General features: G+C 49.7%; 28 protein-coding genes. 12 read left to right on the forward strand and 16 right to left on the reverse strand.

The annotated features are described in order from the left end of the window. Nucleotides 1-201 precede the first annotated feature (201 nt). A complete protein-coding gene (rarD, locus tag JQX58_RS07095) occupies nt 202-1,107 on the forward strand; it encodes an EamA family transporter RarD (protein ID WP_204146138.1) in 906 nt (301 codons plus the stop codon). Here rarD and JQX58_RS07100 read toward each other — a convergent pair. After that, nucleotides 1,104-1,832, reverse strand: coding sequence for a TSUP family transporter (locus JQX58_RS07100; protein WP_204146139.1), 729 nt, complete (start codon nt 1,830-1,832; stop codon nt 1,104-1,106). The genes rarD and JQX58_RS07100 overlap by 4 nt on opposite strands. A 110-nt stretch (nt 1,833-1,942) precedes the next feature. Between JQX58_RS07100 and JQX58_RS07105 the strand changes: the two genes are divergently transcribed. After that, entirely contained in the window at nt 1,943-2,824 is an 882-nt protein-coding gene (locus tag JQX58_RS07105) for a LysR family transcriptional regulator (protein ID WP_204146140.1), read from the forward strand. An 11-nt stretch (nt 2,825-2,835) separates the two neighbouring features. Here the strand turns inward: JQX58_RS07105 and JQX58_RS07110 are convergent, their stop codons facing one another. Further along, complete coding sequence (locus JQX58_RS07110) at nt 2,836-3,693, reverse strand: LysR family transcriptional regulator (protein WP_204146141.1); 858 nt, start codon at nt 3,691-3,693, stop codon at nt 2,836-2,838. Between the two features lie 113 nt (nt 3,694-3,806). On the opposite strand from JQX58_RS07110, the gene JQX58_RS07115 reads away from it, so the two are divergent. Then, nucleotides 3,807-4,460, forward strand: a complete 654-nt coding sequence (locus tag JQX58_RS07115; RefSeq protein ID WP_204146142.1) for a glutathione S-transferase family protein — start codon at nt 3,807-3,809, stop codon at nt 4,458-4,460. Between the two features lie 187 nt (nt 4,461-4,647). Then, nucleotides 4,648-5,112 carry a hypothetical protein gene (locus tag JQX58_RS07120; RefSeq protein WP_204146143.1) on the forward strand — a complete coding sequence of 155 codons (465 nt, stop codon included), beginning with the start codon at nt 4,648-4,650 and terminating at the stop codon, nt 5,110-5,112. On the opposite strand, the gene JQX58_RS07125 is transcribed toward JQX58_RS07120, so the two are convergent. Further along, a complete protein-coding gene (locus JQX58_RS07125; RefSeq protein ID WP_239090211.1) occupies nt 5,109-6,080 on the reverse strand; it encodes a DMT family transporter in 972 nt (323 codons plus the stop codon). The genes JQX58_RS07120 and JQX58_RS07125 overlap by 4 nt on opposite strands. Nucleotides 6,081-6,204: 124 nt before the next feature. Between JQX58_RS07125 and JQX58_RS07130 the strand changes: the two genes are divergently transcribed. Further along, entirely contained in the window at nt 6,205-7,281 is a 1,077-nt protein-coding gene (locus JQX58_RS07130; protein ID WP_204146144.1) for an FG-GAP repeat domain-containing protein, read from the forward strand. A 40-nt stretch (nt 7,282-7,321) separates the two neighbouring features. On the opposite strand, the gene JQX58_RS07135 is transcribed toward JQX58_RS07130, so the two are convergent. Beyond that, nucleotides 7,322-8,485 (reverse strand): aldose 1-epimerase family protein, encoded by a 1,164-nt coding sequence (locus JQX58_RS07135; RefSeq protein ID WP_204146145.1) that lies wholly within the window; start codon nt 8,483-8,485, stop codon nt 7,322-7,324. Between the two features lie 276 nt (nt 8,486-8,761). On the opposite strand from JQX58_RS07135, the gene JQX58_RS07140 reads away from it, so the two are divergent. Further along, nucleotides 8,762-9,637 carry an NAD(P)-dependent oxidoreductase gene (locus JQX58_RS07140; RefSeq protein WP_204146146.1) on the forward strand — a complete coding sequence of 292 codons (876 nt, stop codon included), beginning with the start codon at nt 8,762-8,764 and terminating at the stop codon, nt 9,635-9,637. A gap of 38 nt (nt 9,638-9,675) precedes the next feature. Here the strand turns inward: JQX58_RS07140 and JQX58_RS07145 are convergent, their stop codons facing one another. Continuing rightward, complete coding sequence (locus JQX58_RS07145) at nt 9,676-10,425, reverse strand: DUF481 domain-containing protein (protein WP_204146147.1); 750 nt, start codon at nt 10,423-10,425, stop codon at nt 9,676-9,678. A 213-nt stretch (nt 10,426-10,638) separates the two neighbouring features. Between JQX58_RS07145 and JQX58_RS07150 the strand changes: the two genes are divergently transcribed. After that, nucleotides 10,639-11,148, forward strand: a complete 510-nt coding sequence (locus JQX58_RS07150; protein ID WP_204146148.1) for a M48 metallopeptidase family protein — start codon at nt 10,639-10,641, stop codon at nt 11,146-11,148. 31 nt (nt 11,149-11,179) lie between these two features. Here JQX58_RS07150 and yghU read toward each other — a convergent pair whose 3' ends face one another. The 4 genes from yghU to JQX58_RS07170 all read right to left on the reverse strand — a co-directional run bounded on the left by yghU (nt 11,180) and on the right by JQX58_RS07170 (nt 16,123). Then, nucleotides 11,180-12,019: a glutathione-dependent disulfide-bond oxidoreductase gene (gene yghU, locus JQX58_RS07155; RefSeq protein ID WP_204146149.1), complete on the reverse strand. Its 840-nt coding sequence runs from the start codon at nt 12,017-12,019 to the stop codon at nt 11,180-11,182. A gap of 150 nt (nt 12,020-12,169) precedes the next feature. Then, complete coding sequence (locus JQX58_RS07160) at nt 12,170-13,168, reverse strand: branched-chain amino acid aminotransferase (protein WP_204146150.1); 999 nt, start codon at nt 13,166-13,168, stop codon at nt 12,170-12,172. A gap of 218 nt (nt 13,169-13,386) precedes the next feature. Then, nucleotides 13,387-15,045: a BCCT family transporter gene (locus JQX58_RS07165; protein ID WP_204146151.1), complete on the reverse strand. Its 1,659-nt coding sequence runs from the start codon at nt 15,043-15,045 to the stop codon at nt 13,387-13,389. Between the two features lie 397 nt (nt 15,046-15,442). Further along, on the reverse strand, nt 15,443-16,123 hold the full coding sequence (locus JQX58_RS07170; RefSeq protein WP_204146152.1) for an HPP family protein: 681 nt from the start codon (nt 16,121-16,123) through the stop codon (nt 15,443-15,445). A 126-nt stretch (nt 16,124-16,249) separates the two neighbouring features. Between JQX58_RS07170 and JQX58_RS07175 the strand changes: the two genes are divergently transcribed. Together JQX58_RS07175 and JQX58_RS07180 are read left to right on the forward strand one after the other, a co-directional pair. Then, a complete protein-coding gene (locus JQX58_RS07175; protein ID WP_204146153.1) occupies nt 16,250-17,095 on the forward strand; it encodes a LysR family transcriptional regulator in 846 nt (281 codons plus the stop codon). A gap of 140 nt (nt 17,096-17,235) precedes the next feature. Next, on the forward strand, nt 17,236-17,826 hold the full coding sequence (locus tag JQX58_RS07180) for a hypothetical protein (protein WP_204146154.1): 591 nt from the start codon (nt 17,236-17,238) through the stop codon (nt 17,824-17,826). On the opposite strand, the gene JQX58_RS07185 is transcribed toward JQX58_RS07180, so the two are convergent. Continuing rightward, nucleotides 17,827-19,242, reverse strand: coding sequence for an aminotransferase-like domain-containing protein (locus JQX58_RS07185; RefSeq protein WP_204146155.1), 1,416 nt, complete (start codon nt 19,240-19,242; stop codon nt 17,827-17,829). A gap of 143 nt (nt 19,243-19,385) precedes the next feature. Between JQX58_RS07185 and JQX58_RS07190 the strand changes: the two genes are divergently transcribed. After that, entirely contained in the window at nt 19,386-20,270 is an 885-nt protein-coding gene (locus JQX58_RS07190) for an EamA family transporter (protein ID WP_204146156.1), read from the forward strand. Between the two features lie 94 nt (nt 20,271-20,364). Here the strand turns inward: JQX58_RS07190 and JQX58_RS07195 are convergent, their stop codons facing one another. Both JQX58_RS07195 and JQX58_RS07200 read right to left on the reverse strand, forming a co-directional pair. Further along, complete coding sequence (locus JQX58_RS07195; RefSeq protein WP_204146157.1) at nt 20,365-21,390, reverse strand: CobW family GTP-binding protein; 1,026 nt, start codon at nt 21,388-21,390, stop codon at nt 20,365-20,367. A gap of 140 nt (nt 21,391-21,530) precedes the next feature. Then, nucleotides 21,531-21,971 carry a hypothetical protein gene (locus JQX58_RS07200; protein WP_204146158.1) on the reverse strand — a complete coding sequence of 147 codons (441 nt, stop codon included), beginning with the start codon at nt 21,969-21,971 and terminating at the stop codon, nt 21,531-21,533. A 202-nt stretch (nt 21,972-22,173) separates the two neighbouring features. Here JQX58_RS07200 and JQX58_RS07205 point away from each other — a divergent pair, with 202 nt between their 5' ends. Both JQX58_RS07205 and JQX58_RS07210 read left to right on the forward strand, forming a co-directional pair. Then, on the forward strand, nt 22,174-22,362 hold the full coding sequence (locus JQX58_RS07205) for a CopG family transcriptional regulator (protein ID WP_204146159.1): 189 nt from the start codon (nt 22,174-22,176) through the stop codon (nt 22,360-22,362). Between the two features lie 82 nt (nt 22,363-22,444). Next, on the forward strand, nt 22,445-22,780 hold the full coding sequence (locus JQX58_RS07210; protein WP_204146160.1) for a zinc ribbon domain-containing protein YjdM: 336 nt from the start codon (nt 22,445-22,447) through the stop codon (nt 22,778-22,780). A gap of 62 nt (nt 22,781-22,842) precedes the next feature. On the opposite strand, the gene JQX58_RS07215 is transcribed toward JQX58_RS07210, so the two are convergent. From JQX58_RS07215 to arsJ, 4 genes are all read right to left on the reverse strand, one after another. Next, nucleotides 22,843-24,591, reverse strand: coding sequence for a sensor domain-containing diguanylate cyclase (locus tag JQX58_RS07215; protein WP_204146161.1), 1,749 nt, complete (start codon nt 24,589-24,591; stop codon nt 22,843-22,845). Between the two features lie 228 nt (nt 24,592-24,819). After that, on the reverse strand, nt 24,820-25,116 hold the full coding sequence (locus JQX58_RS07220; protein WP_204146162.1) for a type II toxin-antitoxin system RelE/ParE family toxin: 297 nt from the start codon (nt 25,114-25,116) through the stop codon (nt 24,820-24,822). Continuing rightward, nucleotides 25,116-25,316 (reverse strand): addiction module protein, encoded by a 201-nt coding sequence (locus tag JQX58_RS07225; RefSeq protein ID WP_204146163.1) that lies wholly within the window; start codon nt 25,314-25,316, stop codon nt 25,116-25,118. Before JQX58_RS07225 ends, JQX58_RS07220 begins: the two co-directional genes overlap by 1 nt. A gap of 63 nt (nt 25,317-25,379) precedes the next feature. Next, the gene (gene arsJ / locus JQX58_RS07230; protein ID WP_204146164.1) at nt 25,380-26,597 is read right to left on the reverse strand and encodes an organoarsenical effux MFS transporter ArsJ; all 1,218 of its coding nucleotides are present in this window, start codon (nt 26,595-26,597) and stop codon (nt 25,380-25,382) included. Between the last annotated feature and the right edge of the window lie 21 nt (nt 26,598-26,618).

Consider the following 26,618-nt stretch of genomic DNA (forward strand, 5'->3'; position numbering starts at 1 on the left):
CCACCTCGCATGATTGGTTATTAAGGATGAGCGCCCTATCGTTATTCGTCCGTTATTCGTCCTTTATAAAGCGCTAATATAATCATAAAAGGTCTGTAAACTTATGTTACTGTATGCTGACCCAGCATGATGCATATCAGATATATAAAGCGGTTATGTGACTGGGCCGACGTCTTCTTTCATTGATCCTAAGAGCTCTTTATGTCGCAACTCGAACCCGCTGCAAAAGCTGGCATGCTGTATGGCATTACCGCTTATTTATTGTGGGCCATTGCCCCGCTGTATTTTAAAACCATCGATCAGGTGCCGGCTTTGGATATTTTGTCGCATCGCATTATTTGGTCGTTTGTGATTGTGTTGGTGTTAATGGTGTTGCTGCGTAAGGGCACGGCATTGCGCCAAGCGCTGAGTAAAAAGGTGCTGGCGGCGATGTTGGTCTCTTCTTTGCTGATCGCCGGTAACTGGGGCACTTACATTTATGCGGTCAACAGCCAGCAGTTGTTGAGCGCAAGTCTGGGGTATTACATTAATCCTTTAGTGAGCATCGTGTTGGGCATGGTGTTTTTCAAAGATAAGCTGGATCGGCCGAAACAAGTCGCGGCATTGTTGTGCTTGGCTGCTGTGGTGTTTGAAGTGATTCAATTTGGTCGCTTGCCGTGGATCGCGCTGACGCTGGCATTTAGTTTCGGCTTTTATGGCTTAATCCGTAAGAAAGTCGCACTGGATAGTTTCACTGGGATGACCATTGAAACCGCCATTTTATTGCCATGGGCCCTGATTCAGCTGCAATGGCTAAGCCAAGATATTGGCTTTATGACAGCGGATAATCTTTCTCTTACGCTGCTGTTGATGGCGGCGGGGCCTGTAACCATGGTGCCGCTAATGTGTTTTGCCGCGGCGGCCAATCGCGTGAGCTTGGTGACACTGGGCTTCTTCCAATACATTGGTCCCAGTGCCATGTTTTGCTTGGCTGTATTTCTCTACGATGAACCGTTTAGTACGGAGAAATTAGTTACGTTTGCTCTGATCTGGCTAGCGCTCTTGCTGTTGATCATCAGCTCGATCAAGTCGTTACGCAAGCAGCGCCAGCTTATGCGCGGCGCTTAAGAAAACAGCATCAGTTTCATCGCGGCGATGGTCGAAACGAGTCGGATTAGCCATTTAAAGTGGCTGGGCTTCACATGTTTTAAGAAGTGGTAGCCGATAACGGAGCCAATCAGCAAGCCCGGTAGCGCGTAAGCACTGATGGTTAAGCTCTCTTGGCTTAATAACCCTAGGCTTAGGTACATGGGCAGCTTAACCAAGTTGGTTAAGAAAAAGCCCCACGCACGGGTGCTGACATAGCTTTGTTTCGGTAGCTTTTGCTCCAGTAAAAACAAGCTAAACAATGGCCCTGAGGCGTTGGCGACCATGCTGACCAAACCACTAAAAAATCCCATCGAATAAGCAGTAACGGGCTTTTGCATAAAGGCATTTTTGGGGCGCAGGTCTAGGTATAAGCCTAATACAATCATACCGACGATAATCACGCCCAACATGGTCACGAATTGATCTGCATCGATGCCCGCCAGCAAATAGGTACCGATCAACACGCCTAAAAAGCTCAGCGGTAAAAAGCGCGCCAGCACCGCCCAAGAAATCTTTTGGCGATAGCTGTACACCGCCATGATATCGGTGATCACATACAATGGTAACAGCACGCCGAGGGCTTCAGGCCCAGGGAAGGCAAACATCACAATCGGCAAGACGATGAGTCCCATGCCACCGACGGAAAACTTAGAAAAACCGGTAATCAAACCAGCGATAAACATCACCACTAATGCGGTTGTCACTGTGTCCCCCTTGATTGGAAAAACGTATTACTTGAATAGGGCTAGGATACTCGCAATAATGAATTAAAAATAATTTCGTTTTTTGATTATCATGAAAGGAAAATCGAATCATGAAGCTGGACCAATTGCGCGCCTTTATCGCTGTTGTCGAAAGTGGCAGCTTTCGTGCCGCCGCCGAAGCCATTCATAAAACTCAGCCGAGCATCAGTGCCGCCGTGAAAGCCCTAGAAGCTCAGTATGGCTTGCAGTTACTGGACCGAGACAGTTATCGCCCGACGCTCACTGCGCAAGGCAAAGCGTTTTTTAAGCAAAGCAAAAAGCTGCTATCGCAGGTTAATCAGCTCGAAAGCCTAGGCCACCACTTGGCGCAAGGGGAAGGCCAGCAATCGCTGCGCTTATGCATCAGTCAAATGAGCCTTACCGATCACATTATTGGCTTATTAAAAAGCTTCGAAGCGGCGCATCCGCAGATCACCATCGAGTTGACCACCGATCACCTAAATGGCGTGCAAGAGCATCTGATTAAAGAGAAATCGGACATTGCCATTGGGCCTAGTTATGGCTTAGACGATCGCCATATTTTTGTCGAAGTCGGCAAGCTGGAAATGATGTCGGTGGTTCACCCAGACCTGTTGCCTGAGCTGCAAGCGGGCGCGCAAAAGGTCAAGCAGCAAGCGCTGTACTCGTTGCCACAAATCTTGGTCAGCCGCGCCGCCGAAGACCAAGCACATCGCTTCGTCTTACCGGCGGGCAAACGCTGGCACGTTAATGACTTCCAAGCCAAAAAGAGCTTAGTACAAGCCGGAATGGGCTGGGCACGCATGCCTTATTACATGATCAAAGACTCGTTAGACGAAGGCCGCTTGGTGCGTATGGATGTAGAAAACTTCACCTCACACAGCCAGTTTCCACTGTTTATGATTCGCCTACGAAACCAAACCTTAAGTCATGAAGCCAGCCAGTTTTGGGATCACGTGAAAGCAGCGGTTTAGAAGTTGAACTCTCAAATTATATGTTCCATTTGGGCTACAAAAAGGTGGCTGATTTGCGTTGCCATATAACTACCAAACGCCGGATGCGGGACGGGCGCAACGGCCAGTACAATATCGACCGCAGGCAAGGCGGGTAAATACTCTTGCTCGACAATCGTGAGTCCTGCGCTGACGCTAGAAACCGCCATGGCACTAACGCCTAGATTTTTGCGTAGCAAACTCTTAATCGTGGTGGCACTTGGGGTGCTGCACAGCAACCAATAATCGAGAGCGGCTTTTTCCAAGCCATCCAAGGCGGCGCTGTAGAACTTGCAATCCGGTTCGTACAACACCAACGGTAAAGGTGATTGCGCCATGATGCTGGTGTCGTCACCACAGACCCAGACACCGCGATCATGCTTGAGTAAGTAGCCTTCTTCAATATCGGGGGCTCGGGTCAAAATGGCGATATCAATTTCACCTCGATCCAGCTTCAAGCGCAGTTCAGTACTGCAATCACAGACAATGCTGAAGCTTTGCTGTGGCAACAGAACTCGAATATGCGCGACTAAATCTGGCAAGATGGATTCGGCGTAATCATCAGGACAGCCGATTTTAAGGGGGCGGTGGTGATCGCCTTGTTTAAAGTGCCCGATGGCTTCATCGTGCAATGACAGGATACGTCGCGCATAACTCACCAGCTGCTGGCCTTGATCGGTTAAACCAAGATGTCGGCCTTGCTTGGTAAACAGTGCTTGCCCGACGTCTTCTTCCAGCTTCTTCATCTGCATACTGATCGCACTCTGAGAGCGAAACGTCTGCTTTGCCGCACGGGTAAAACTGCCTGTATCCACGAACGCAACAAAACTGCGTAAACCATCTATATCCATATCGTATGACCCATCATTAATTCGAATAGAACCCTTCAAAACTATTCGTTAGTCAAATCAATTGCAAGGGCGCACAATCGTTTTATCTTCAACGACTGGATAAGGAATGCCCCATGAAACTGATCATCGCCAACAAAAACTACTCTACTTGGTCCCTACGTGGCTGGCTCGCCCTAAAAGCATTTGGTGTGCCGTTTGAGGAGATCAAACTCACGCTATTTACCGAGGCTTTCTACGATACATTGGCGCAGCATACGCCCGTGCAAAAAGTCCCAGTATTGATCGACGGTGACGTAACGGTGTGGGATTCACTGGCCATAGTGGAGTATGTGAATGAGGCGCATCTAAACGGAGCAGGCTGGCCTAGTGGCATGGCTCAACGGGCTGAGGCCCGAGCCATCGTCGCGCAAATGCACAGCGGCTATAACGCCCTGCGTAATGAAATGCCAATGAACTGCCGCGCCCAGCGTCGCTTGCAACTGAGTAATGAAGCACAAGCGGATGTACAAGCCATCGCAACACTTTGGCAAGACCTCAGAGCACGCCACAGCGATCAAGGCGACTACCTCTTCGGCGCATTTAGTATGGTCGACGCCTTCTTCGCCCCCGTTGCCTTTCGCTTCGTCACCTACGGTATCGAACTAAGCGGAGAAGCAGAGCGCTACCAGCAAACGCTATTAAATCATCCTGCCATGAAAGAATGGCTGGCCGACGCGCTCAATGAAACCGACATCATCAAAGAAGACGAAGCGGGTGAGCCAGTTTAGGCTTACTCTGTTTCGGTTGAGTGCTCAAATGACCTTGTTAAATTGTCTACACTTCGTCAGGAATGTCGAAGCAAAACGGTCTCTAAGGAAGAGCTAAGGCATTTGGGTTATATCTGTAGTTTTCTACCATCACTTTTGCGTATGGTTTAAACCTAGTTTACATAACAGGTTGGAAAGGAAGGCTATTATGAGCTCAACGATTCAAAAGGTTTTTGCCAAGGTGCTGTCGTATCTGTTTTTTATCTTGGCGGCATTTGTCGGTGGTACCAGTATTGTGACCGCGGCGACTCAATACATGGAAGGGGAAGCCTTAACACAGGTACTCATTCAGGTGATTAACTCCAATATCATCGCCATTGCGGTGTTTGAGTTGGCGATGGTGATTAACAAGGAGTACGGCAATAAGAATGAGCATGATGTGATTGTCATGCTGCGTCGTACCTTGCCGCGTTTTATCGGTACCGTGTGTGTGGCGTTGGCACTTGAGGGACTTATCATGGTTATCAAGTACAGCCAAATGGACATGGCCGGTAACTTATATTACCCAGTAGCGATCGTCGTCAGCGCTGCAGTACTACTGATTGCGCTAGGGCTTTTCATGCATTTCGTACCACGCGACACCGAGCCAAAGCAGCTGGATCACGACGATTAATACGTCGTCGTGGGTGGGCTAGGCTGTAGCGGGCGTTTCGGGAAGCGCCATGTTTGTAGTAACAAACAACCTGCAATCAAGCCCATGCCCAGCCAGCCCCAAGCGGACAGCTGTTCGCCTACTAACGTGACGGCCAGCAGGGCGGCGATTACAGGCTCAAATAAGGTCAGCAAGGTGGCACTGCTGGCATGGCTGGTACGTAAGCCATAGCCAAACAATAGATAGCCTAAAAACATCGGCACAAACGCCATATAAAGCGCCACGCTGGTATGTGTCACGCCATCAAACAAGCCTTCTGCCGTGAAGGCCAGCGAGGGCAGCAACAGCGCTGCCGACAGCAAAAACATACTGCCAATGGCCGACTTAGAATGTATGCCTGCCTCAATCAGGCGTTTACCAAGCCACGTATAGAGTGCGTATGCGCCTGCTGCGATTAAACCTAATACCACGCCCCAGAACGTATCGCTTGCGGCCAGTACAGAATCGTCGGCGGATTGCGTAAACGTTAATAGCACGATGCCGACCACACCTAGCAATAAGCTCAAGCACCAACGCACTCCCAGCGGACTTTTGCCGCCAATTAACCACTCCAGCAAAGCTGTGAAAAAGGGGGCTGCGCCGATGGCGACAACGGTACCAATAGCGACTCCCGCTAAGTGCATAGCACTGTAAAACGCTAACGGATAGATGACCACGCCCAGTGCCCCTAAAAGCACTAAACGTCGCATTTGCCAGAGTGCATGACGATCATAATATAGACGTCGCCAGGCCACCCAGACTTGCAACAAACCACCAATCCCCATGGCAAATGCCCCGATGGCCAGCGGACTAACGCTGCTAGCAAAACTTGCTGCTGTACCAGTTGTGCCCCAGAGCATGGCGGCAATCAGAATGGCGCAAGGGCCTGCTTGAGAGGCGAGAAAGGGCGCACGTGGCGACATAATGGTATCCAGTTGGGTGAAAGCCATCATGATAACCGATGGGGTCGGGTAGACGCATCCGGCAAAAGTCGGAAAGAATTTTAAGGTTGTATATAAATTAACCAGAGGTGTGGCCGATAACACAGAGGACGTGTCTCAGGGAGGGCATCCGATGGCTTCAAGCACTTTATCTTTTCAATCCAACTACGATTACCAGCGCCAACAAACCACCACGCGCCATGCGGTGAGTTTAAGCCGTGAGGCAGCACCTGAGCGTGATGCCGAAGGGCCGAGCGTCTCGTTGTCGGCGCAAATGGGGCGCCGCTTGGTGCAACAGCAAGAAATCAACGTACGCTCGGCGTCGAGTGAGCTAGAACCTTCAGGCAAAGAGGCGGCAGAGCACAGCATTTCGCAAGTAGAGCAACGCTTTCAAAGAATGATTTCGGTACTAGAACGAATGTTTGGCATTAAAGTGCAGCTGTATGAAGCGCCGGACGCGAACGCTGCCGCAGGGGCGGGCTTTGTCCCTCCTGAAGAGACTGCAGACAGTGCCAATGAGCCAAACAATAGTAACTCGCGCCAAACCGTGATGGCGATGCGCGAATACCATCAGGTTATCGAAACCGAATCGAGCCAAGTCGCGATTCAGGGCAAGTTAGAACTCAGCGATGGACGCAAGCTCAATGTCGATTTTCGCATGGACATGGCGCGTAGCCGCCAAGAGGAATATTGGGGCGAGCTGACCATTTCTAGTCAGCGCCAAGTGGATCCTTTGGTGGTCAACTTAAATAACAATGGCGCTCAGCTGACCCAGCGGCGAATGGATTTTGATTTAGACGGGGATGGCGAAACAGAGCGCGTCGCGTTTGCTACGGGCGATTCGGCGTTTTTGGCGCGTGATCGCAATAACAACGGCACTATTGATGATGGCAGTGAGCTATTTGGCCCGCAATCCGGCAGTGGTTTTGCTGATCTTGCTGAGCACGATAGCAATGGTGATGGCTTGATCGATCAGTTAGACGATATTTGGCAGGAATTGGTGTTGGTACAGCGCGATGAAGCGGGTAATGAAAGTCTGTTATCCCTTGCCGATGTGGGGATCGATGCATTTGTACTAGAGCGTACTTATACGCCATTTGGCTTGTTTAACGCTCACGGAGAGCGCATGGGCAACATTCGTGAGACAGGGTTATACGTGCGCGAAAATGGCACTGTGGACAGCTTACAGCATGTGGATCTGACGATTTAATAGTACGGCGATCAGTACTTAGGTACTGATCGCCACAAGCTTAAAGTTTTACCAGTGGGCTGTTGCTGACTAGGGTCGGTGTGATCTGGATTTTATCAATCAGCTCTTCACTGGCTTGTACTTCTTCCGCTTCTGTAAACAAGCCAAAGCGCAGTTTGAACTGTTTGCTCTCTTTACCAGCGATCGTCGGCACTAAGCCTAAATCCCATTGGTGGGTGCGGTTATAGGCAAATGAAGTGCCGGGCTCGATGCCGACCACATAGCCTTGTTCTAAGGTGTCGGTGTTTTTCCAAATGGTTAGTACCGGCAGTGTTTCAATCGCCCAGCTGACTTCGACGCCCGCATCGCCATTGGCGTTTTTTAATAAGGCGTGGCACTGGCCATCTTCGTCTGGCAATGGGAAGACGTTAAACACCATCTCATCAAAGTCGACGGTTGGTGCAGGCATTTGGTTCCACTCGGCCAAGCCTTGCTGTGCGTATTCATTAAACGGCGACACTTGGCGTGCGGCGATTTGTAGTGAAGCGCCTTGCTCTAAGATCGGTGTACCAAAGTTATTATGATAAATAGCTTGGTAGCTGTTGTCGTAGTTACTCAGGTTGCTAAGGGTATCGGTGACGTGCACATACGGCTCGTCAGGGGTCATGGCAAGCTCAGTAAACACTTCGTAGTTGGTGGATTTGAAGCGTTTTTCATCGACACGACCTTTTAGCGTGACGCGATAAGGAGGCTGCTGCTCGACCTCTAAGCTCACCTCGCTAGCAGGGGTGTTTTGAATGCGCCCATGTAGGCTCAATCGTTCACCTTGATCTTTGCCTGGATGTCCGGCCCATTGATAGCCACAACGCACCAGCATTTCATTGAAGCCATCGAGCCAGCCTAAACCGCCGGAGGCTTCTGCGTTAATAAAATGAGGGTGTACCACTTCTTTTACCGGAGAATCCCAGCCAAAACGCTGTCCGTTACGGACCACGTCCAGCACCGCCATGGCGCGTGTCGGCACAATGCGTAATGTTTTATCGCCCACAGTCAGGGTAATGAGCTTGGAGCCTTGTTGTTTGCCGCCGCGTAGTGTTTGTAGGCGACACTCAATGTTAACGTCTTCTGGTAGGCCCATATCGGCTGCAGTCAGATGTGCTGAATTCAGGTCAACATTGTTGGCTTGACTCAAAAAGGTAAAGTGGTAAACAGATGAAGTAGACATGAACACTCCTCATTTGGTGTGCACGCACTATAACGGCTGAAAACGCTGGTGTAAAAGAGCTGAATCAATTCATTGCAAGATCGCTGATTTTGCCCATCTTTAGTGCGTTTTTATTCGATGAACCCCGTGATATCCCTAGTTTTGCTTTTTTGTTTGCATTGTTTTGGTGCGCTTTTGGCAGCTTCATGGCATGCCAAAAGCGCAGGATTCGGCTAGCGTCTCGAAATTTATCGTCCACTCCCTTATGCTATTTTGACAACAAAAGGAGATGCATCGATGAACGTCAGTTTTTTAGGATTAGGAACCATGGGCTACCCCATGGCGGGTCATTTGAGCCGCGCTGGGCATCAGGTGACCGTCTACAACCGTACTCTGAGTAAAGCCGAGGCTTGGTGCCAAGAGTATCAAGGGCGTATTGCATTGACCCCTGCAGAAGCGGCGCAAGCGGATATCGTGCTGACTTGTGTGGGCAATGATGATGACTTGCGCAGTTTGTATTTGGGCGAGCAAGGTGCACTGAGTCAGGCGCAACCAGGCACTTTGTTTATTGATCATACGACGGCGTCTGCTGAAGTGGCGCGTGAGCTGCATCAAGCGGCGCAAGCGAAGCAATGCGACTTCTTGGACGGCCCTGTATCGGGTGGTCAAGCTGGCGCTGTAAACGGTGTTTTGACAGTCATGATGGGCGGTGAGCAAGCGTTGATTGATCGTGCCAAGCCGGTGTTAGAGTGCTACGCCAAAGCTTTTACGCGCTTAGGTGATGTTGGCGCGGGGCAGCTGGCCAAAATGGTTAATCAGATTATGGTCGGCGGTATTTTAAGCGGTATCTCAGAAGGCGTACGTTTTGCCCAGCAAGCAGGCTTAGATATTGAAACCTTAGTAGAGACACTGAAATACGGTGCGGCAGGCTCTTGGCAGCTTGAAAACCGTGGCGCCACCATGGCGCGTGATGAATTTGACTTTGGCTTTGCCATAGAATGGATGCACAAAGACTTAGGCATTGCCCTTGAGCAGGCGCAAGCCATGGGTATGAAGCTACCCTATACCGAAGTGATTGATCGTCAATATGTGGAGTTGATCGAGCAGGGGCGTGGCCGCCAAGATACGTCAGTGCTGGTGAAAGCGCTGGATAAGATCAACCAAGGCTCATAAAAGCAAAGGCCTTACCCGTAGTAAGGCCTTAACTGAGATTAGAACGAGTACAGTACCGATGCCGTGGTTTCGGTGTCGGTAGTGTCAGTGTTCGCAGGCACATCAGACGTGTATTTCACGCGGTACGCTAGCTTCATAGCTAGGTTATCAACGATGTTGGCTTGAATCGCAGAGACCGATTCGTAGACATCGTTGCCGCCATCTACGCTAGCTTCTGTGTTGAGCTCTTGGTGGAACAAAGACGAAGCAGTGAAGTGGTATTCGTAAGTGGCCGCCAAACGTACGAAAGTGCCGCGATCAGATTTGCCATCCGCATCAATATCACGGTCAATTGCGAACTCGCGGTAACCTACTCCAGCCGACGCTTCCAAGTAAGAGCCGTCGCCCTTTTGCCAAAAGCGATTACCGTAACCGGTAGAGGCCGAGCTCTTGTGGCGGTAGCCTGAGAAGCGATCTTCTTCGTGGGCACCACGTACAAACCAGAATTGTTCTGTATCGAACTTGTAGTTACTTTGCACTGTACCCGAATATTTCTCGGCAGTGGTTTCACTATCAGAGCTACTAGACAGCGCACTAAGGCTGTAATCCGTACGCCATTGTACAGACTCTTGGGTCAAGTTAAGACGACCATTGATGTTGTTGGTGTCACTGTTACCTGATGTCGCAACAAAGCCAAGTTCGGCAGAGCCACTTAGATTGCTGGGGTCGTCGTCTGTGGGGGTGTCGGCATGCGCCAATGGCACGGCTAGGCAAGCGGCCAGTAATGGCGTGATTAGTGCGTGTTTCATGTATGTCCTCATAGCGATCCATTATAGAATGTGAAAGAAGTTAACACAGTCAATCGCTTAGGCGCAGAGTTTGGTTAAAGGTTACATATTAAGGTCATATTTACCCATATGAACGAAGAAAAACTGATCTAGTTGTTAGTTTTGTCCATATTTTTTGCGCTTTATAAATGGCAATCCTTGCCCATCAAAATCGGTACGCCGGTGAACAAAACAATGAACGAAGTAAAAACCTACCTTAGTGGCTACAGTGCCGAGCTACAGCAGCAAGTCAGCGCTCTTTTAGACGCTGAAAAAACTGGGCCATGGTTGTTGAGCAAATACCCGCGTGCTCACGAGTTGGCAGGCGCCAAACAACTGTATCAGTACGCCCAGCAACTTAAGCAAGAGGCCATGCGCAGTGCGCCGCCGATCAGCAAGGTGGTGTATGACGACAAGATCCATGTAATTCATAATGCGCTGGGCTTGCATACTTATGTCTCACGAGTACAAGGCAGCAAACTCAAGGCGAAAAACGAGATACGTATCGGCGCCTTGTTTCGTCAGGTGCCTGAGCCGTTTTTAAGAATGATCTTGGTACACGAGTTGGCGCATTTAAAAGAAAAGGAACACAGCAAAGCGTTTTATAAGCTGTGCTGCTATATGGAGCCAGATTATCACCAGCTGGAATTTGAGCTACGTGTGTATCTGTGTCATCGCGAACGTTTTGGCGAATTGTGGGCCTAGACGAATAGCGCTAGACCCACATGACGCTTAATCAGTCAAAGTCTGCCGCGCTGTGGCGCTCGGTCAGACCATCGTCCCCCCACGGCTTGTTGACGCGGATACCGCGCTGTACCGCAGGGCGCTGTTGAACCAGCTCCGCCCAGCGTTTTAGGTGAGTGTATTCTTGTACTTGCAGGAATTCGTCTGAGCCTTCATACAAGTTGCCCAATACGAGATTGCCGTACCAAGGCCAGATGGCGATGTCGGCGATTGAGTATTCGTCACCCGCCATGTATTTATTGCGCGCCAAATGCTTGTCGAGTACGTCAAGCTGGCGTTTGGTTTCCATGGTGTAGCGATCGATCGGGTATTGCAGCGTCACTGGTGCGTAGGCAAAGAAATGACCAAAGCCACCGCCAACAAACGGCGCTGAGCCCATCTGCCACATCAGCCAGTTACGGCATTCGGTTTTGCCTTTAAGGTCCTTCGGCTGTAGCGTATCGAATTTTTCCGCTAAGTATTGCAGGATCGAACCGGATTCAAAAATACGCAGATCAGGATCGACTGTGGTGTCGATCAGGGCCGGTATCTTGGAGTTTGGGTTGATGGCGACGAAGCCAGAAGAGAACTGTTTGCCTTCCCCGATATCAATGGTGTACGCGTCGTACTCCGCTTCTTGGATGCCTTGCTCGAGCAGCTCTTCGAGCATGATAGTCGCTTTTTGGCCATTGGGTGTGGCAAGAGAGTGCAGTTGGAACGGGTGCTCGCCGCGCGGCAAGGTCTTTTCATGGGTTGAACCAGAGTAAGGGCGGTTGATCTTGGACCACTTGCCCGCTTCGTTCTCATCGTATTTCCAGACTTTGGGTAGCGTGTATTCGTTTTCCGTACTCATCGTTTACCTCACTTCAATTAATCTTGGATACTTTTATTTATATGAGTTGGAGCGGGGCGAGTACAAGGCGAGACTAAGGACACTCTGTGGAAACAAAAAAGCCAGCGGCTGAATCAGGCGCTGGCTTCTTAGGGAGTTTAACGATCGAAATTACGCGATCTTAGTCAACCAACCGTGTGTATCGGGTGCTTTGCCCCACTGAATATCGTTCAGTGCTTGGCGCAGTTTCTGTGCCATTGGGCCGATTTCGCCGTCGCCGACTTTGATGTCTTCACCGTTGTAGATAAAGGTGCCGACAGACGTCAATACCGCTGCCGTACCAGACAGCATGGCTTCAACACCTGGTTTCTTGGCGCGCTCAAGTAGTTCTTCTACTGATACTTCACGCTCAGACACTGTCATGCCTAGGTCTTTCGCGATCTGTAGGATGCTTGAGCGAGTAACGCCGTGTAGGAAGCTAGAGTCCAACGCCTTAGTGATGATTTCGTTGCCATCGACTAATAAGAAGTTGGCTGCGCCGGTTTCTGTGATGTAGCCATTTGGGCAGAACAAAATCTGGTCTGCTTGGTACTGCGCTTTGGCTTCAAGCGTTGGCTGAAGCGCGCTAGCGTAGTTACCGCCACTCTTAATCATACCCATGTGTGGCGCACAGCGTTGGCCTGTCTCGTCTAGCAATAGACGCAGTGGACGAGCGCCACCAGCGAAGTAATCGCCAACCGGAGACAGTAGCACGTACATCATCGAAGAATCAGAAGGCGCGGCCGCTTTACCAACCGCTGCTTCGGTACCGATGTGCGTTGGGCGAATGTACATAGAGCCTGGAGGCGTTGGTACATCGGCTGCGTACTCAGCCACGATGTCAGCGATCATCTGTGACAATTGCTCTTTGTTCACTTCTGGCAGTGATAGCAAGCGGCTGCTCTGGGCGAAACGCTCGACGTTTTGGTCCATTCGAAAGACGTGCACGCTGCCGTCTTCGTGACGGAATGCTTTCAAGCCTTCAAAGCAAGTGCTTGAGTAATGCAAGACGTGCGCACCTGGGTGTAGTGAGATGCTGTCAGAGGCAACGATCTGAGACTCAGACCATTGATTGTTTTCGAATGTTGCTAATGCCATGTTCGGCATAAACACGCTACCAAAAGCCGCCATTGTGTGTTTCCTACTGAAAAATATTACGAAAGGGATGTTCTAGGTATTAAGTTTGGGCAGGCGATTTGAATGGATGTCCAGACTTAATCACACGATACTAAAACAGATTGGACTGGTAAGAAAGCAACATTGCCAGATTCGCCCTAGGCGTGGCGGGAATTGTTCATTTAATCCATAAAAGAAGGCCCCAGAATAACCGCTATTCTGGGGCGCTCGTTTTAACGATTATTAAGAATCGAAATATAGTGATCGGTTCGATCGGTATGCTCTTCTGGCGCCACATCTTTCACATGGCCGCCATCGATATCATTTTTCAAGGCGCGGATCAGACTCAGCATCATCAAGAAGATGATAAAGGCAAACGGTAAACCTGCTGCCAAAGAGGCGGTTTGCAGGGCCTTAAGACCGCCTGCCAGCAACAATGCCGCAGCGACTGCGCCTTCACCCAAGCCCCAGAAAATACGGTAGCCCGTTGGCGGTGTTTCGCTGCCCATCGATACCATCGTGGTGATCACCAAAGTGCCCGAGTCAGACGAGGTAACGAAGTAGGTAATGATCAAGATCACCGAGATAAAGGCGACAAACTGCGTCAAAATGCCCAAATCAAGGTTCTCAATCACCACAAACAGTGGTTTGGAAATGTCTTCGTTGACCGCCGCAATAACACCACCGGTACCAAAGCCACCGTCGGCAAACAGCTCCATAAACATGCCAGTGCCGCCGAAGATCGACATCCACAAGAAGGTCACCAAGGTCGGTACCAACAGCACGCCTAGACAGAATTCGCGGATGGTACGGCCTTTAGAAACGCGGGCGATGAACATACCGACAAACGGTGCCCAAGCAATCCACCAGCCCCAGTAAAACACGGTCCACCAGCCTTGCCATTGACCTTCAGGATCAGGGTCGACCCAAAAGCCCATGGGAATGACGTTGATCAGGTAGTCGCCCAGATTGGTCACAAAAAAGCCCAGTAGAAACACGGTTGGACCGGCGAACAAAAAGATAGTGATCAATACGATCGACAACCACATGTTCACTTCTGACAAGATCTTAATGCCACGACCCACACCGGAGACCGCCGATAAAGTGGCGATCACAGAAACCACAGCAATAATAATCACCTGGGGTACGGTGCCTACTGGCACATCAAACATGTAATTAAGACCCGCGTTGATTTGCCCAGCACCCAAACCAAGGGTGGTCGCTACACCAAACAAGGTGCCGAATACGGCCAACAGGTCAGCAATGTGACCACGCCAGCCAAAGATCTTATCGCCAAACAGTGGGTACAGCGCCGAGCGAATCGTCAGCGGTAGATCATGGCGGTAAGCAAAATACGCCAGTGACAAACCGACGATCACATACACCGCCCAGCCGTGTAGACCCCAGTGCAAAAAGGTGGTCTGCATCGCCGTATTGGCGCCTGCCATAGTATTAGCGGTGCCGTCTGCTAAAAAAGGGCTGTTTTGGATGTGATAAGCGGGTTCTGCGATCGACCAAAATAGCAAGCCAATACCCATACCTGCGCCGAACAGCATCGAAAACCAAGAGAAGTAGCTGAATTCGGGGCGGTCGTTGTCTTTACCCAAGCGAATGTGGCCGAAGCGCGAGCACATCAACCAGAGTACGAAGCCGACGAATACACACATAGAAATCACGTAAAACCAGTCTAAGGTTTCTTGGATCCAGTTTTGCGTGGATTGGAAAACGCCCGCGGCGAAGTCGACGTCATAAAGAGTGAAAATAACAAATGCCAAGATCAGCCCTTTGGAGAAAAGCGCCATATTCGGGTTGAGGCCCCGAAACATACCTTTGTCCGCTAAGATCACGTAATCCGTGTCGGACTGTTTTGATTTTTTAGAATGTGTTCCCATGTCTAAACCTATTTCGATTTATTATCGACAACAAGCTACCCTGCAAACATGGCTCCGTAAACGACCTAAAAACTAATGTTTGCCATAAGTTCATCTAATGTCATAAAACGGTGTCGCAAAGTCACCTGTGGAACGTCTAAAATGGCGTTAGCATAGGCTCAAAAAGCAATCTTGGATGCGTTATCAATTAATTGTTTTAATTAATAAAAAATCAATGCCGCTACACGTCCTGCTGCGTTCAAGCATGTGTCTGACCCCAAGTGTCAGGCGTTCCTTGCCGAAGTGATATTTATATATTGCCACGCATTATGTTACAGCAATGCGAATTAAAACGGGCATGGTACGGCGTAATCACACGTGATAGACGGCGCGAATAGGCCATTTCAAACAAGCAAGATTAGCTTTGGCGGCGTTGAGCGACTTGATGCGCCTGCTCATAAAGCGTTTGTAATTCCTCAAGGCTGACGTCTAAAAACGCATCGTGTTGCGTGAGAGCTTGGTGCCAGTCCTCCAGCTCAATGCGATCGGCTTGGGTGGGCTTAGTCTTGTGGCGTTTAGGTTGTGAGGGGTAGCGGCGCCAGTGAAATAGATTATTCATAATCATGCCTAAGACAATAATCACCGCAATATTGAAGACGAACGCAAAGCCCGTGTAGGCGATCGCATCGGGTGTCACGCCGGTGACAAAAAAGAACGCAGTCGCCGCCCCCGGTGGATGTAAGCAGCGTAAGTAATGCATGCCGAATACGGTCAGACCGACGGCCAGCGCAGCCGCCACGATGCCATCACCGAGCACGATAAAGCAGCCGATCCCCATCAGCATGGCGAGACTTTGACCAATCAGCACCGGCCAAGGCTGTGATAACGCGCCGTGGGGCAAGGCAAATACCAAAAACGCACTGGCGGCGGATGAGGCAAAAAATAATAAGTGTGCCTGATCGCCGAGCGTCCATTGTGTCAGATAAGCCACTAACGCGATCGCAGCGCAGGTTGCTAGGCCTGAGATAAGTCGTTCTAAGTGGGAGGTTTGATTGACTTCGATGCCTAAGTATTCAGTCAGCTGAGCCAATAAGCGCATGGGAAGTGTCCTTTAAATCGTATACAGCGAGTTGATTTGCTAAGCCTACCGTCTTATCTTCCATAGATATAATGAATAATAACTGATTATAAATTCAAAAATATTGAACTAAATGTAGGCCAAGTTATGGACGTCGAGTTAGCGCGCACCTTCTTAGAAATTATGCAGTCTGGTACCTTCGCCAAAGCGTCAGAGCGCCTGCACGTGACCCAAACCACGGTGACCGCAAGGATCCACAGTTTAGAGCAGCAGCTTAATTGCCGATTGTTTATTCGCAATCGACGTGGCGCGCGCTTGACCAAAGAAGGAGAGCGCTTCGCGCATTATGCCCAGCAAATGATCAGTGTCTGGCAGGCGGCGCAAGATGCCTGTCAGACGCCTTTAGAAAACGCCAAAGAGACCTTGTGGCTAGGTTGTGAAAACAGCCTTTGGAATCCGATTATGGTGGATTGGTTGGCGGCCTTAGAGAGCTGTGAGCGCTTCCAACTGTCGGCGCAAGTGGCGACCACCGAAACCCTCTACGATGATCTAAGACGCAAGCGTTTAGACGCTGCCGTAGTGCACAGCGCACGCTATTATCCGGAGCTACAAATCGAGCAGGTTGCAGAAGAAAAGCTTGTACATGTGGCGGCGACGCATTGCACCAGCCCTAATTTGTATATTGATTGGGGTGAAGAGTTTGCTCAGCAATTTGATCGCTGCTTACCCTTTAGTCGGCAGACGGCGGATTATTATTCACTGGGGCCGTTGGCGTTAAAAGTGATGCTGCGCCAAGGCGGCAATGGCTACTTTCGTACGCGCGTCGTACAGCACCATCTAGAACGCGGCGCGCTTTCACTGGTGGAGCAATCACCGGAATTCCATTATCCGATCTATCTTGTATCACGCACCGATACACCCCAATCACAACGCAGTTTAGTCACTGAGCAGCTGCAGCAAGTGCTCCAAGAATCGACTCACTGGCTGGTTTAATGAGTCTGGATGCAAAAGCGGGCAAGTCGCTGCTTAAACTTTAAGCGACCTATTTTGGTGCAAATATGACGTGTTTTGTCCGCCTGTTTAAATGTTAAGTCGGTAGAATCAGGAGCTCATCCAATTTATGCGGAGGACACATGGACGTTAATATCAAACTTCTCTTTAGTGGCATGGCGATTGTCTTAGCGCTAGTGGGCTTCGTGCCCTATATTGCGCTGATTTTGCGCGGCAAAGTGAAGCCGCATGTGTTCTCTTGGGTCATTTGGGGCATTACCACCACGGTGATTTTCTTTGCCCAGCTGGAAGCTGATGGCGGCGTTGGCGCTTGGCCAATTGGACTGTCGGGCTTTGTTACCATCTTGATTGCGGTGTTGGCGTATCTCAATCGCGGCGATGCCACGATTACGCGCGCCGACTGGGGCTTTTTGATCGCCGCCATTGCCTCATTGCCATTATGGTATATGACCAATGACCCGCTATGGACCGTGGTGATTCTAACGACCATCGATATGATTGGCTTTGGTCCGACCTTCCGCAAAGCCTACCATCGACCCTTTGAAGACAGTCGCGTATTTTTCATCATCATGATCTTGCGTAATGTCTGCTCTGTCGTCGCCCTGGAAGCCTACTCGGTCACCACCGTACTGTTTCCATTCTGTTTGGCGATGGGCTTCTTGATCCTATTGATTATCTTACAATACCGCCGCATGGTGCTGGCGCCTGCCTGATCAAGCAAAGTCTGCTGTTATCAGCTCGCACAGGCGTAGCAATTGTGCCTGTGCGCTGTCTCCCTCTATCTCCAATTCAAGCGGCCAGCCACAGTTAATCCTGAAACAGTCATTGTAGTCTGGGTGGGTGCTGAAGCAGCTACCACGGCGGATATCGACGCCAACTGTTTGCGCTTGATCGGCAAGCTGGTTGGTGTCGATGCCAGGCAATCGTATCCATAAGACTAAACCACCTTTAGGTGCGCTAATTTGTGCCGAAGCAGGTAAGTGCTCACTTAATAGCTGCCGATACTGGTGAACTTGCGACTGCAAAATAGGGCGTACCTTGTGAAGGTGGTGGCGGTAATCGCCGCAGAGAATAAACTCTGAGATACAGGCTTGCACGAGACTATTAATGCCCATGCTGGTGTGGCTGTGATGGCTAAAAAAGCGCTCAAAGAAGCGCCCAGGTAGGCACCAGCCAAGACGCAATCCCGGCGCTAGGGTCTTGGAAATGGAGCTGCACCAGAGAATATAACCTTCCTTATCCCAATATTTGGCCGGCAATGACTGCTCTTTTTGATGGCTCAGCTCAAAGTACACATCGTCTTCGATAATGGGCATATCATAGCGTGCTGCTAACTGCGCAATGGCCTGTTTTTGCTCTGCTGGCAAGGTGATCCCTAAAGGGTTTAAGTGCGTGGTGCTTAGCAGAGCGGCGCTGACTTTTTGCTCGGCAAAACACACTTCTAGCGCTTCCAGATCAATGCCTTGGTGCGTTACTGGGATCTCGATGATCTGACGTTTCAAGGTGGTCAGTAAATCCAATAAACCACTAAAGCAAGGTGAGCAAACGGCAATCGCGTCTTTTGGCTCAGTCAGACACTCAAGGGCGATACGCACTGAGTCGAGGCTAGAGTTAGTGATGACTAACTCACTGGCATTAAAGGGAAAATGGTTGGCGCGAAAGTGCTCAGCGAGTGCTTGGCGTAAGCTTGCCAGTCCTTGGGCTTCGGGGTAGCTAAACATGCTTTGACTGGCGCGCTTAGTGACCCGTTTGATGGTTCGAGTCAGATCTGTTTCTGGTAATAGGTCAGGTGCCATCAAGGAGGTTCCGAGCGGGCCAAATCCTGCGAGGCTGCTGTCATAGCCTTGTTTAGGCGCGAAGCGACTAGGATCGCGCGGTGTCAAAGTATGACTTGATAAAGGTGGGAACTCGGTCACTTGGCTGCGATGGGCGACAAAGTAGCCTGACTGTGGTCGAGCATATATCCAACCGCGATCTTCTAGGTAGCTGTAGGTTTTACCGGCCGTCGTTAGGCTCACGCCTTGTTGTTGTGCCAATTGGCGTAGAGCAGGCAAGCGAACCCCAGAAGGTAAGCGCTCACTTACAATGTCATCAATAAACGCTTGCGCTAAAGATTCGTACAGGGTCATGGTGTTGTGTGCTCACTACTAACGTGTGATCTTTAAAATTGTACTCTTATTTTTATTAAAAATTGAATCTGCTCTCTTGGCAAGCGGTGTTTCATACTCACAGCTCAATCGCGGATAACCGCTTCAGCATGAGGGGAGACATCATGAATCAAAAAGACAGCTTGCTGCTGGTGCTATTGATGGCGCTGTGGGGATTTAACTTCAGTGTGATCAAGCTGGGCGTCAACAACATGGATCCATTTCTACTGACGGCCTTGCGCTTTACGTTGGCGGTATTGCCGTTGATCTTCTTTATTCGTCGCCCAAAGGTACCTTGGCGTTATCTGATGGCCTACGGATTAACCTTTGGCGTCGGCGTATGGGGCTTTACCACGCTATCGGTCGGCGCAGGCTTATCGTCAGGGTTGGCCTCGTTATTATTGGATATGAGCGTGATCAGCAGCTTATTGGTAGGGCGCTACTTACTCAAAGAGCAGGTAACCGTCAGTAAAGTATTGGGCTCTGTACTGGCGCTGCTAGGCTTGGGGATTATTATCTGGAATCAAGATGGCTCCGTAACGGCGCTAGGTTTGGCCTTGGTATTGAGTGCATCGGTGTTTTGGAGCGTGAATGGTCTAATCGTCAAACGCTCAGGCACTCGCGAAATCTTCGCCTTTAATATCTGGGGCATGGCTTTCGCACCGATTCCATTACTGCTGTTGGCGCTAATTGTCAGCGGCCCTGAAGCTGTAGCGCAATCGATCGCTGACATCAATGGTTCTGTACTGTTCTCCGCCGCTTTTCAAGCCTATCCAACGACACTGCTTGGCTACTGGTTCTGGAACAAAATGATCGTCAAATACTCCGTCTCAAGCGTCGCGCCCATGACCTTGCTAGTACCGGTATTTGCCCTGATCGGCGGCTATATTTTCTTTGGCGAAAGCCTTGATGCGGCACAAAGCGTCGCTGCCGTGGTGATTTTACTTGGTGTGGCGATCAGTGAGGTCAAACTGCCAAAAGGGCGCGGAGTGATAGTGAAAGCAAGCTAAGGCTTTGCTGGGGTAGATAATTAAGGGGGCAGATTCCTGCACGATTTAACTCTACATAAGCTACGGTATGTAAGGAATCTGACCCCTGAGCGTATTACTTCTGCAAACAGCCTAGCATTTGCTGTTCGATTTGATCCCAGTCGAGTTCTTTGGAGCTGATGATTTCGATGCGTGAGTCGCGACGGTAAGCGACTTTGTCGAAGTCGTGCTCGTCTTTAACGCGGTTAAAGAAGACCCAAGCATGGCCGATGCGGATCACGCCTTTGATGCGCTCAATGTTTTCTAGGCCGTTTAGAATCGGTTCTAGATCCCAAAATTCGAAGCAGTCCTCACGGTGGAAAATCCAGCCACAGCTGTAGTAGCCGCTACCGTGTCCGGTTTTGCGAATCGGTTGGCCAGGCTCTGCCACGGCTTCGACGTCGTGCTCATGATGGTGGTGGTCATCATGGCTGTGTTCATGATCATGATGGTGCTGGTGCGCATCAGGGAATTGCGCTTTAAGCTGACCGTTGCGCACTAGGTCGAGTAGCGCTGGATCTAACGCGCCCTTGGTGGTGCGGGCGATGTGTTGCTTAGGTGGAAACATGTTGCCCAAGCTTTCTTCGGCCATTTCCACGAGCTCGGCTTCGGCGATGTCACATTTATTGATCATCACTACGTCGGCAAGGTTGAGCTGGTCGTGGAAAGTTTCGTTGTTGACTACTTCCTCAAGCTCGAGCGAGCGTGGGTCGAGGATGCAGATGGTGGCACGCAGATCGAGTTTGTCTTTAAAAGACGGGCCCATCAGAGTGTCGATGATCCCTTCTGGGTGACCAAGGCCAGTGGGCTCGATGATCAAACGATCTGGCTTAGCGTGTTCGATCAAGGCCTTCAGGGTCGGTGTTAGCGATGCGCCCATGGCACAGCAAATACAGCCGCCCGCTAGTTCTTTGACGTGCAGGCCTTCTTCGGTCGGCATCATTTCTTGGTCGATGCCTACTTGGCCAAATTCGTTGACCAGCACGGCCCAAGATTCGCCCTCTGGTTTATTGGCGAGCAGGCCGTTGATGGTGGTCGTTTTGCCGACCCCGAGGAATCCCGAAATGATATTGGTAGGGATGCGTGTACTTAGCTCGTTCATACAGTCTCTTTTTGTTCACTGGGCGCAACGCACCAACGAGAGGTCGTGGTGCGTGTGTGGCGTGGCTTTGAGTTAGGAATAGTGTGGCGTCTTTTGTTGGCTCAGGCTAGCCCTATTCCGACATGCAATTTAGGATTTGCTTAGGCGGCGTTGGCAAGGGCTTGGTCGATGCTGTCTTCTAGTTGGCGCAAGCGGTTGAGCTCTTCTAATAGGCGCTGTTCGAGGTTTTTGAAGTTGAGCGGCAAGCTGCGCTGGCAGACGTTGTGACCTTCACCGATGACTTGGTAATCTTTCCAGCTGTTAATGCGCTCGCCTTCAAGGGCTAAAAATTCGGCCATAAAGCGCTCGCGATTAGGGCAATCTTCTTCGGCGTGTAGACACACAGGGAAGGCTTTCTTTTTGATTTGTGGTTCTTCGATGTACGTCTCAAAGTGCACGCCACCTTGGTTGTGGTTGTACCAAGTGTCTTTGTACAGCTGGATATAAGGGCCGCGATTGTAAATTTCCCAGCCATCGTCAAACCAGCTGGTTTTTTTGAGGGCTTGTTCTAGGTTGCGAAATACTTTTTTGATGTCTTTCATCGCTCTCTCTCGGGGCTTTCAAGGCATGATGCGACACGAGGCGGTCGCTTAAAATGTTATAATATATCATTTAATTGGCGGGTGACAGAATGCAAATGTGACAGCTTCAGGGAGTGTGTTTTAACGCGGCGGGATTAGTCGCTTTCAAAGCGTGAGCGCATTATAATCAAATGATAATGAAAGATAGTAGAAAGGTTGCCTAATGGAAAGTAAAACAGCCCGCTTTACGGTACTACTCGACCCACGCAAAAAGAAGGCGTTTGAGACGCTGTGCGCGGAACAAGATTTGACCCCATCGCAGGTGGTGCGTCAGCTGATTCGTGGTTATTTAGAAGAGCACGATGTGGATTTTACCCAGCTTGATTTAGACGAGCCAGCGAAAAAAGACTAAAAATCGGCAAAGCATTATCATGTTATTGTCATTGCGTTATAATGTTTTGCTTATTACTCCTATTTTATTGAGGTTATTTAATATGAGCCTTCCAGCTTGCCCACAGTGCAGTTCTGAATACGTTTACCAAGATCAGTCGCTACTGATCTGCCCTGAGTGCGCTTACGAGTGGGATCCAAACGAAGAGATCGTCGACGAAGATGCGCTGATCCTAAAAGATTCTGTGGGTAACTTACTTGCGGAAGGTGACAAGGTGACCTTGATCAAAGACCTGAAAGTAAAGGGCTCGTCTCAAGTATTAAAAGTCGGTACCAAAGCGACCATCAAACGCTTTGTCGACGGTGACCATGACATCGACTGTAAAGTGGATGGCGCTGGCGACATGATGCTGAAATCTCAGTTCGTTAAGAAAGCTTAACCCGTTACTGATAGCGCGGTTCGAGATGAGAAGGCCCCTAGCGATAGGGGCCTTTTTTATGGTTAGACTTCGATTCGGTTGCGACCATTACGCTTGGCGCGATAGAGGTTTTTGTCTGCTTGCTGAATTAAATCGCTTTGATTAGCCATGGTGTTGGAGCTAATACCACCACTAATAGTGACTGGGTGTTCTTGGCCTGGCAGGCGGATGGTGGCAACGCATTGTTTGATGTGCATGGCGATCTCATAAGCCTGACGTGGACCGTAATGCGGCAGCAATAGCACAAGTTCTTCTCCGCCAAAACGACCTACATGGCCTTGGTCTCGTACTTCACTCTTAATACACTCGGCGACTTTCTTAAGCACTTCGTCACCGAAAGGATGGCCATAGTTATCATTAATGGCTTTAAAGTGGTCAATGTCGAGCATAACGATACTCAGCGGTGCTTGTTGCTGTTGTGCTTGCTTGAGTAGTGTTTCGAGCAGCGCAGTAATATGGCGACGATTGTACAAGCCGGTCAGCTCATCGTGCTGTAGCAGATGGTTGATGCGCTCTGTGGTTTGGTTCGAGGTGTGGGCTAGGGCTTTGAATTCCTCGTAAGCTACCTCGTCTTCGTTGATCAAGGATAGCTGAGCATTGTTGTGCTCTAAATTGCGAATAAACAGCTGTACGCTGTCGTTCATGCGCTTATACACATAGCGCGCCGCCAAAACACTTAATAGTAATAGTCCGCCAGCCAACAGCAGGACTTTATAAATGCCACTTAAAAGTTGCTGATAAAGCGCGTCTTGGTAATTGCTGATTTGGCGGTTTAAGGCATCTAGATCTGCCCCAGAGCCAATCGCCCAATCCCACTCCGGCACAGCATTGATGTACATAAGTTTGTCAGAAAACGTATCTTGCGAAGCATGCGGCCAAGCTAGGGTAAGAAAGCCTTGATGAGGCGGGTTTTTGGCAATATCAATTTGCTGGCCGATAAAATCGATGCCAGGGGCTGGGTTATCGGTATAGTAATTTTTGCCGATGAGCTCTGGGAAACGTCCATTGGCGAGCTCAGTGCCCTCAAAGTCGTGGATAAAAATATATTGATTACCGTCGACACCATAGCTCAGCTGGTTGATATAAGACTGAATCTCTTGCTGCAGTTGTTGCGTGGAAATTTTACTGTACTCCCCCGCACCAAAATACCAGTTATAGGGGGCGAACTCGTGTAAGTAACTGATTTTCTTATACTGTTTAGTGTCGTCGTGAAACGGTAATTGCCAGTAGCCTTCGATAAACCCTTGCTGCTGAGTTTGTACTAACTCAATTTCACTCAGCATCGAAGCTTGTGTGGTTTGTGACGCTTGATCGAGCAAGTTATAGCCCTCTAAAGCAGGCATCACAGGGTTGAGCATAATATTGCCATCTAAACTGGCAATAAAGTAATAGCCACGACCCTCATTAAAGCGCATGCCACGCACGGTCTCGATGATCAGCTCTTGCAGGGCAGCAGTGCTCATTTTCCCTTGGTTTTGGGTATATAGGGTATTGATCAGCGCTTTGATTTCTAGCACTCGGCTTTTGATGTCAGCCCGCAGCCTCGTGTCGGTCTGTGAGCGGCGATAGTCGATGTAGCTGACAAGGGCGTCGACACGTGTTTTTAGCTCATCTTTTACTTGTTGGGTGTAGTCATCGCGAATGCGTTTTGAGTCGCTTTGATAGGTTTGATAGATATTGTTAATCCACAACAAAGACGTCAGCGCGATGGCGAAAGCGCCGATCAGCACGATGTTATAAAAGACAAAAACTGAAAGGCGCTTTTTACGCATGGTGTCTCGTCCTTGTGAGGCTTGGGCCGGTAGTGTGCTGTCTCCCTTACGTTGTCCCGTATCCTAACCCTTTCATAGGGTAAATAATACTCATTGTATACAATGAGTAGACATCCGATTAAAAAGTAAACACCTATGTTGTGTTCAGTTTCGCTTAGGGCTGTTTGAAATTCCTTATGCGGATATGCAGCATATTGCTGGAGAGATGGGGATGAGCTAAGACATTCGTCAATTCCGCTCGCTCCAGCTCCGTGGAGATCTTCGGCTGTCCATGACAGCAAAGATGATGACTTGATCACCTAATACTTTATAAAAGACACCGACTGGAAATTGCTTGAGCAAAGCACGGCGAATATCTCGGTGAACGGGTTGGTATAGCAAAGGATTGAGAGCGACTTGAGCGATGATTTCATCTGTTCGAGATATAAAATCATGGCCAAGCTTTGGGCTTATTCGTTTGTAGTAGTCGAGAGAATTACGAATATCTTGCTCCGCTTCCTTGCGAACAAAAATTCTGTAAGGCATTAATCTTCTATTAATTGTTTCTTAAGTAAGTGCCACTCTGTACCAAGGTTTTGGTCTTTCTCAAATGCAGAGGATCGTGCGTCTAGGATCGCTTTTTGTTCATCGCTGATCGGCGCTGAAGTTTGTTCTTGATAAGCACTTTCCCATAGCTTCTCTGCAAGCTGGACTTTTTCTTCGGTGGAAAGGTGTTCGATATTCATAACAGTAAACTCAGTTTGAATGTTTGTATCAGTATACGTTAGTGAAAGAGAGCTGGCGAATTATTAGCCAGCTTCATTCCTTGGCAATCGTACTGAGATCAACGCTGTTAGACCAATAAAGCCCGCCGATACCCAAAGACACACCGCTAAGCCGTACTCTTGGTAGAGCCAGCCTGATAATAACGTACCGATAAGGCGGCCCATGGCGTTGGCCATGTAGTAAAAGCCGACGTCTAGGGAAACGCCATCTTTGCCGGCGTAGCTGACGATCAGGTAGCTGTGTAGGGAAGAGTTGATGGCGAATATGGCGCCGAAGGCAAATAGACCTGCGATCACGGCGAATTCAATTTGCCAATCAAACGTCAGTGCAAGAGCAATCGCAACGGGAATGATGCCAAGGGCTAATGCCCAGCTTAGGGCTTGGCGACCGTCAGGGACTTTGCCTGAAGCTTTGCCAGTAAAGCGTGGCGCAAAGCCTTGCACAAAACCATAGGCAATCACCCATGCTGCAAGGAAGCCGCCTACGTACCAATGATCCCAGCCAAAGGTGCTGGCAAGGAATACTGGTAAGGCCACCACAAACCAGACATCACGGGCGCCGAATAAAAACAGACGTGCGGCAGAAAGATAGTTCACTGCAGCACTTTTCGAGAAGATATCGCCAAATTTTGGCTTATTCTTAGCTTTTCCAAGATCTTTGTTCAGTGCCAACATGCTGGCGACCCATACCAACGCAAGCGCGATGGCCATGCCCAAAATCGCACCTTTAAAGCCAAATAAGCTGAGTAACGCGCCGCCAAGGAAAAAGCCCACACCTTTTAGCGCGTTCTTAGAGCCTGTCAGCAGTGCGACCCATTTATACAATTGGCCTTGGGCATCGCTGGGGACTAATAGCTTAATCGAGCTCTTGGCGCTCATTTTATTTAAGTCTTTGGCAATACCGGATAACGCCTGCGCGCCCATCACCCATGGCACGGTTAAAAAGCTGGTCGGCACCAACAGCATGCTCAGCGCCACCACCTGCATAAACAGGCCAATATTCATGGTGCGGTTGAGGCCAAGACGCGCTCCAAGCCAACCGCCAACAAGATTGGTCACCACACCAAAAATCTCATAGAACAAAAACAGCATGGCGATTTCCAGTGGGCTGTAACCCAAACCGTGGAAATACAGCACCACCAACATTCGCAACGCGCCGTCGGTTAAGGTAAACGCCCAGTAATTACCCGTCACCACCATATATTGGCGGATCGCTGGCGAAAGATTGGCTAGTGCTCCCATGAGATCTTGATTCCGTTTATG

Origin of the sequence: Marinomonas ostreistagni, from assembly GCF_016888445.1 — a bacterium.
GTDB classification, from domain to species: Bacteria; Pseudomonadota; Gammaproteobacteria; order Pseudomonadales; family Marinomonadaceae; genus Marinomonas; species Marinomonas ostreistagni.

What these genes read in the sequence shown, in the direction of transcription:
- JQX58_RS07115 (WP_204146142.1), top strand. Translation starts at nt 3,807, where the DNA reads ATGAAACTGATCATCGCCAACAAAAACTACTCTACTTGGTCCCTACGT.
- JQX58_RS07110 (WP_204146141.1), bottom strand. Translation starts at nt 3,693, where the DNA reads ATGGATATAGATGGTTTACGCAGTTTTGTTGCGTTCGTGGATACAGGC.
- JQX58_RS07225 (WP_204146163.1), bottom strand. Translation starts at nt 25,316, where the DNA reads ATGAATATCGAACACCTTTCCACCGAAGAAAAAGTCCAGCTTGCAGAG.
- JQX58_RS07165 (WP_204146151.1), bottom strand. Translation starts at nt 15,045, where the DNA reads ATGGGAACACATTCTAAAAAATCAAAACAGTCCGACACGGATTACGTG.
- JQX58_RS07145 (WP_204146147.1), bottom strand. Translation starts at nt 10,425, where the DNA reads ATGAAACACGCACTAATCACGCCATTACTGGCCGCTTGCCTAGCCGTG.
- JQX58_RS07220 (WP_204146162.1), bottom strand. Translation starts at nt 25,116, where the DNA reads ATGCCTTACAGAATTTTTGTTCGCAAGGAAGCGGAGCAAGATATTCGT.
- JQX58_RS07105 (WP_204146140.1), top strand. Translation starts at nt 1,943, where the DNA reads ATGAAGCTGGACCAATTGCGCGCCTTTATCGCTGTTGTCGAAAGTGGC.
- rarD (WP_204146138.1), top strand. Translation starts at nt 202, where the DNA reads ATGTCGCAACTCGAACCCGCTGCAAAAGCTGGCATGCTGTATGGCATT.
- JQX58_RS07180 (WP_204146154.1), top strand. Translation starts at nt 17,236, where the DNA reads ATGGACGTTAATATCAAACTTCTCTTTAGTGGCATGGCGATTGTCTTA.
- JQX58_RS07135 (WP_204146145.1), bottom strand. Translation starts at nt 8,485, where the DNA reads ATGTCTACTTCATCTGTTTACCACTTTACCTTTTTGAGTCAAGCCAAC.
- JQX58_RS07160 (WP_204146150.1), bottom strand. Translation starts at nt 13,168, where the DNA reads ATGGCGGCTTTTGGTAGCGTGTTTATGCCGAACATGGCATTAGCAACA.
- JQX58_RS07150 (WP_204146148.1), top strand. Translation starts at nt 10,639, where the DNA reads ATGAACGAAGTAAAAACCTACCTTAGTGGCTACAGTGCCGAGCTACAG.
- JQX58_RS07190 (WP_204146156.1), top strand. Translation starts at nt 19,386, where the DNA reads ATGAATCAAAAAGACAGCTTGCTGCTGGTGCTATTGATGGCGCTGTGG.
- JQX58_RS07120 (WP_204146143.1), top strand. Translation starts at nt 4,648, where the DNA reads ATGAGCTCAACGATTCAAAAGGTTTTTGCCAAGGTGCTGTCGTATCTG.
- JQX58_RS07195 (WP_204146157.1), bottom strand. Translation starts at nt 21,390, where the DNA reads ATGAACGAGCTAAGTACACGCATCCCTACCAATATCATTTCGGGATTC.
- JQX58_RS07185 (WP_204146155.1), bottom strand. Translation starts at nt 19,242, where the DNA reads ATGACCCTGTACGAATCTTTAGCGCAAGCGTTTATTGATGACATTGTA.
- JQX58_RS07125 (WP_239090211.1), bottom strand. Translation starts at nt 6,080, where the DNA reads ATGGCTTTCACCCAACTGGATACCATTATGTCGCCACGTGCGCCCTTT.
- JQX58_RS07205 (WP_204146159.1), top strand. Translation starts at nt 22,174, where the DNA reads ATGGAAAGTAAAACAGCCCGCTTTACGGTACTACTCGACCCACGCAAA.
- JQX58_RS07130 (WP_204146144.1), top strand. Translation starts at nt 6,205, where the DNA reads ATGGCTTCAAGCACTTTATCTTTTCAATCCAACTACGATTACCAGCGC.
- JQX58_RS07175 (WP_204146153.1), top strand. Translation starts at nt 16,250, where the DNA reads ATGGACGTCGAGTTAGCGCGCACCTTCTTAGAAATTATGCAGTCTGGT.
- JQX58_RS07140 (WP_204146146.1), top strand. Translation starts at nt 8,762, where the DNA reads ATGAACGTCAGTTTTTTAGGATTAGGAACCATGGGCTACCCCATGGCG.
- JQX58_RS07215 (WP_204146161.1), bottom strand. Translation starts at nt 24,591, where the DNA reads ATGCGTAAAAAGCGCCTTTCAGTTTTTGTCTTTTATAACATCGTGCTG.
- JQX58_RS07210 (WP_204146160.1), top strand. Translation starts at nt 22,445, where the DNA reads ATGAGCCTTCCAGCTTGCCCACAGTGCAGTTCTGAATACGTTTACCAA.
- JQX58_RS07200 (WP_204146158.1), bottom strand. Translation starts at nt 21,971, where the DNA reads ATGAAAGACATCAAAAAAGTATTTCGCAACCTAGAACAAGCCCTCAAA.
- arsJ (WP_204146164.1), bottom strand. Translation starts at nt 26,597, where the DNA reads ATGGGAGCACTAGCCAATCTTTCGCCAGCGATCCGCCAATATATGGTG.
- yghU (WP_204146149.1), bottom strand. Translation starts at nt 12,019, where the DNA reads ATGAGTACGGAAAACGAATACACGCTACCCAAAGTCTGGAAATACGAT.
- JQX58_RS07170 (WP_204146152.1), bottom strand. Translation starts at nt 16,123, where the DNA reads ATGCGCTTATTGGCTCAGCTGACTGAATACTTAGGCATCGAAGTCAAT.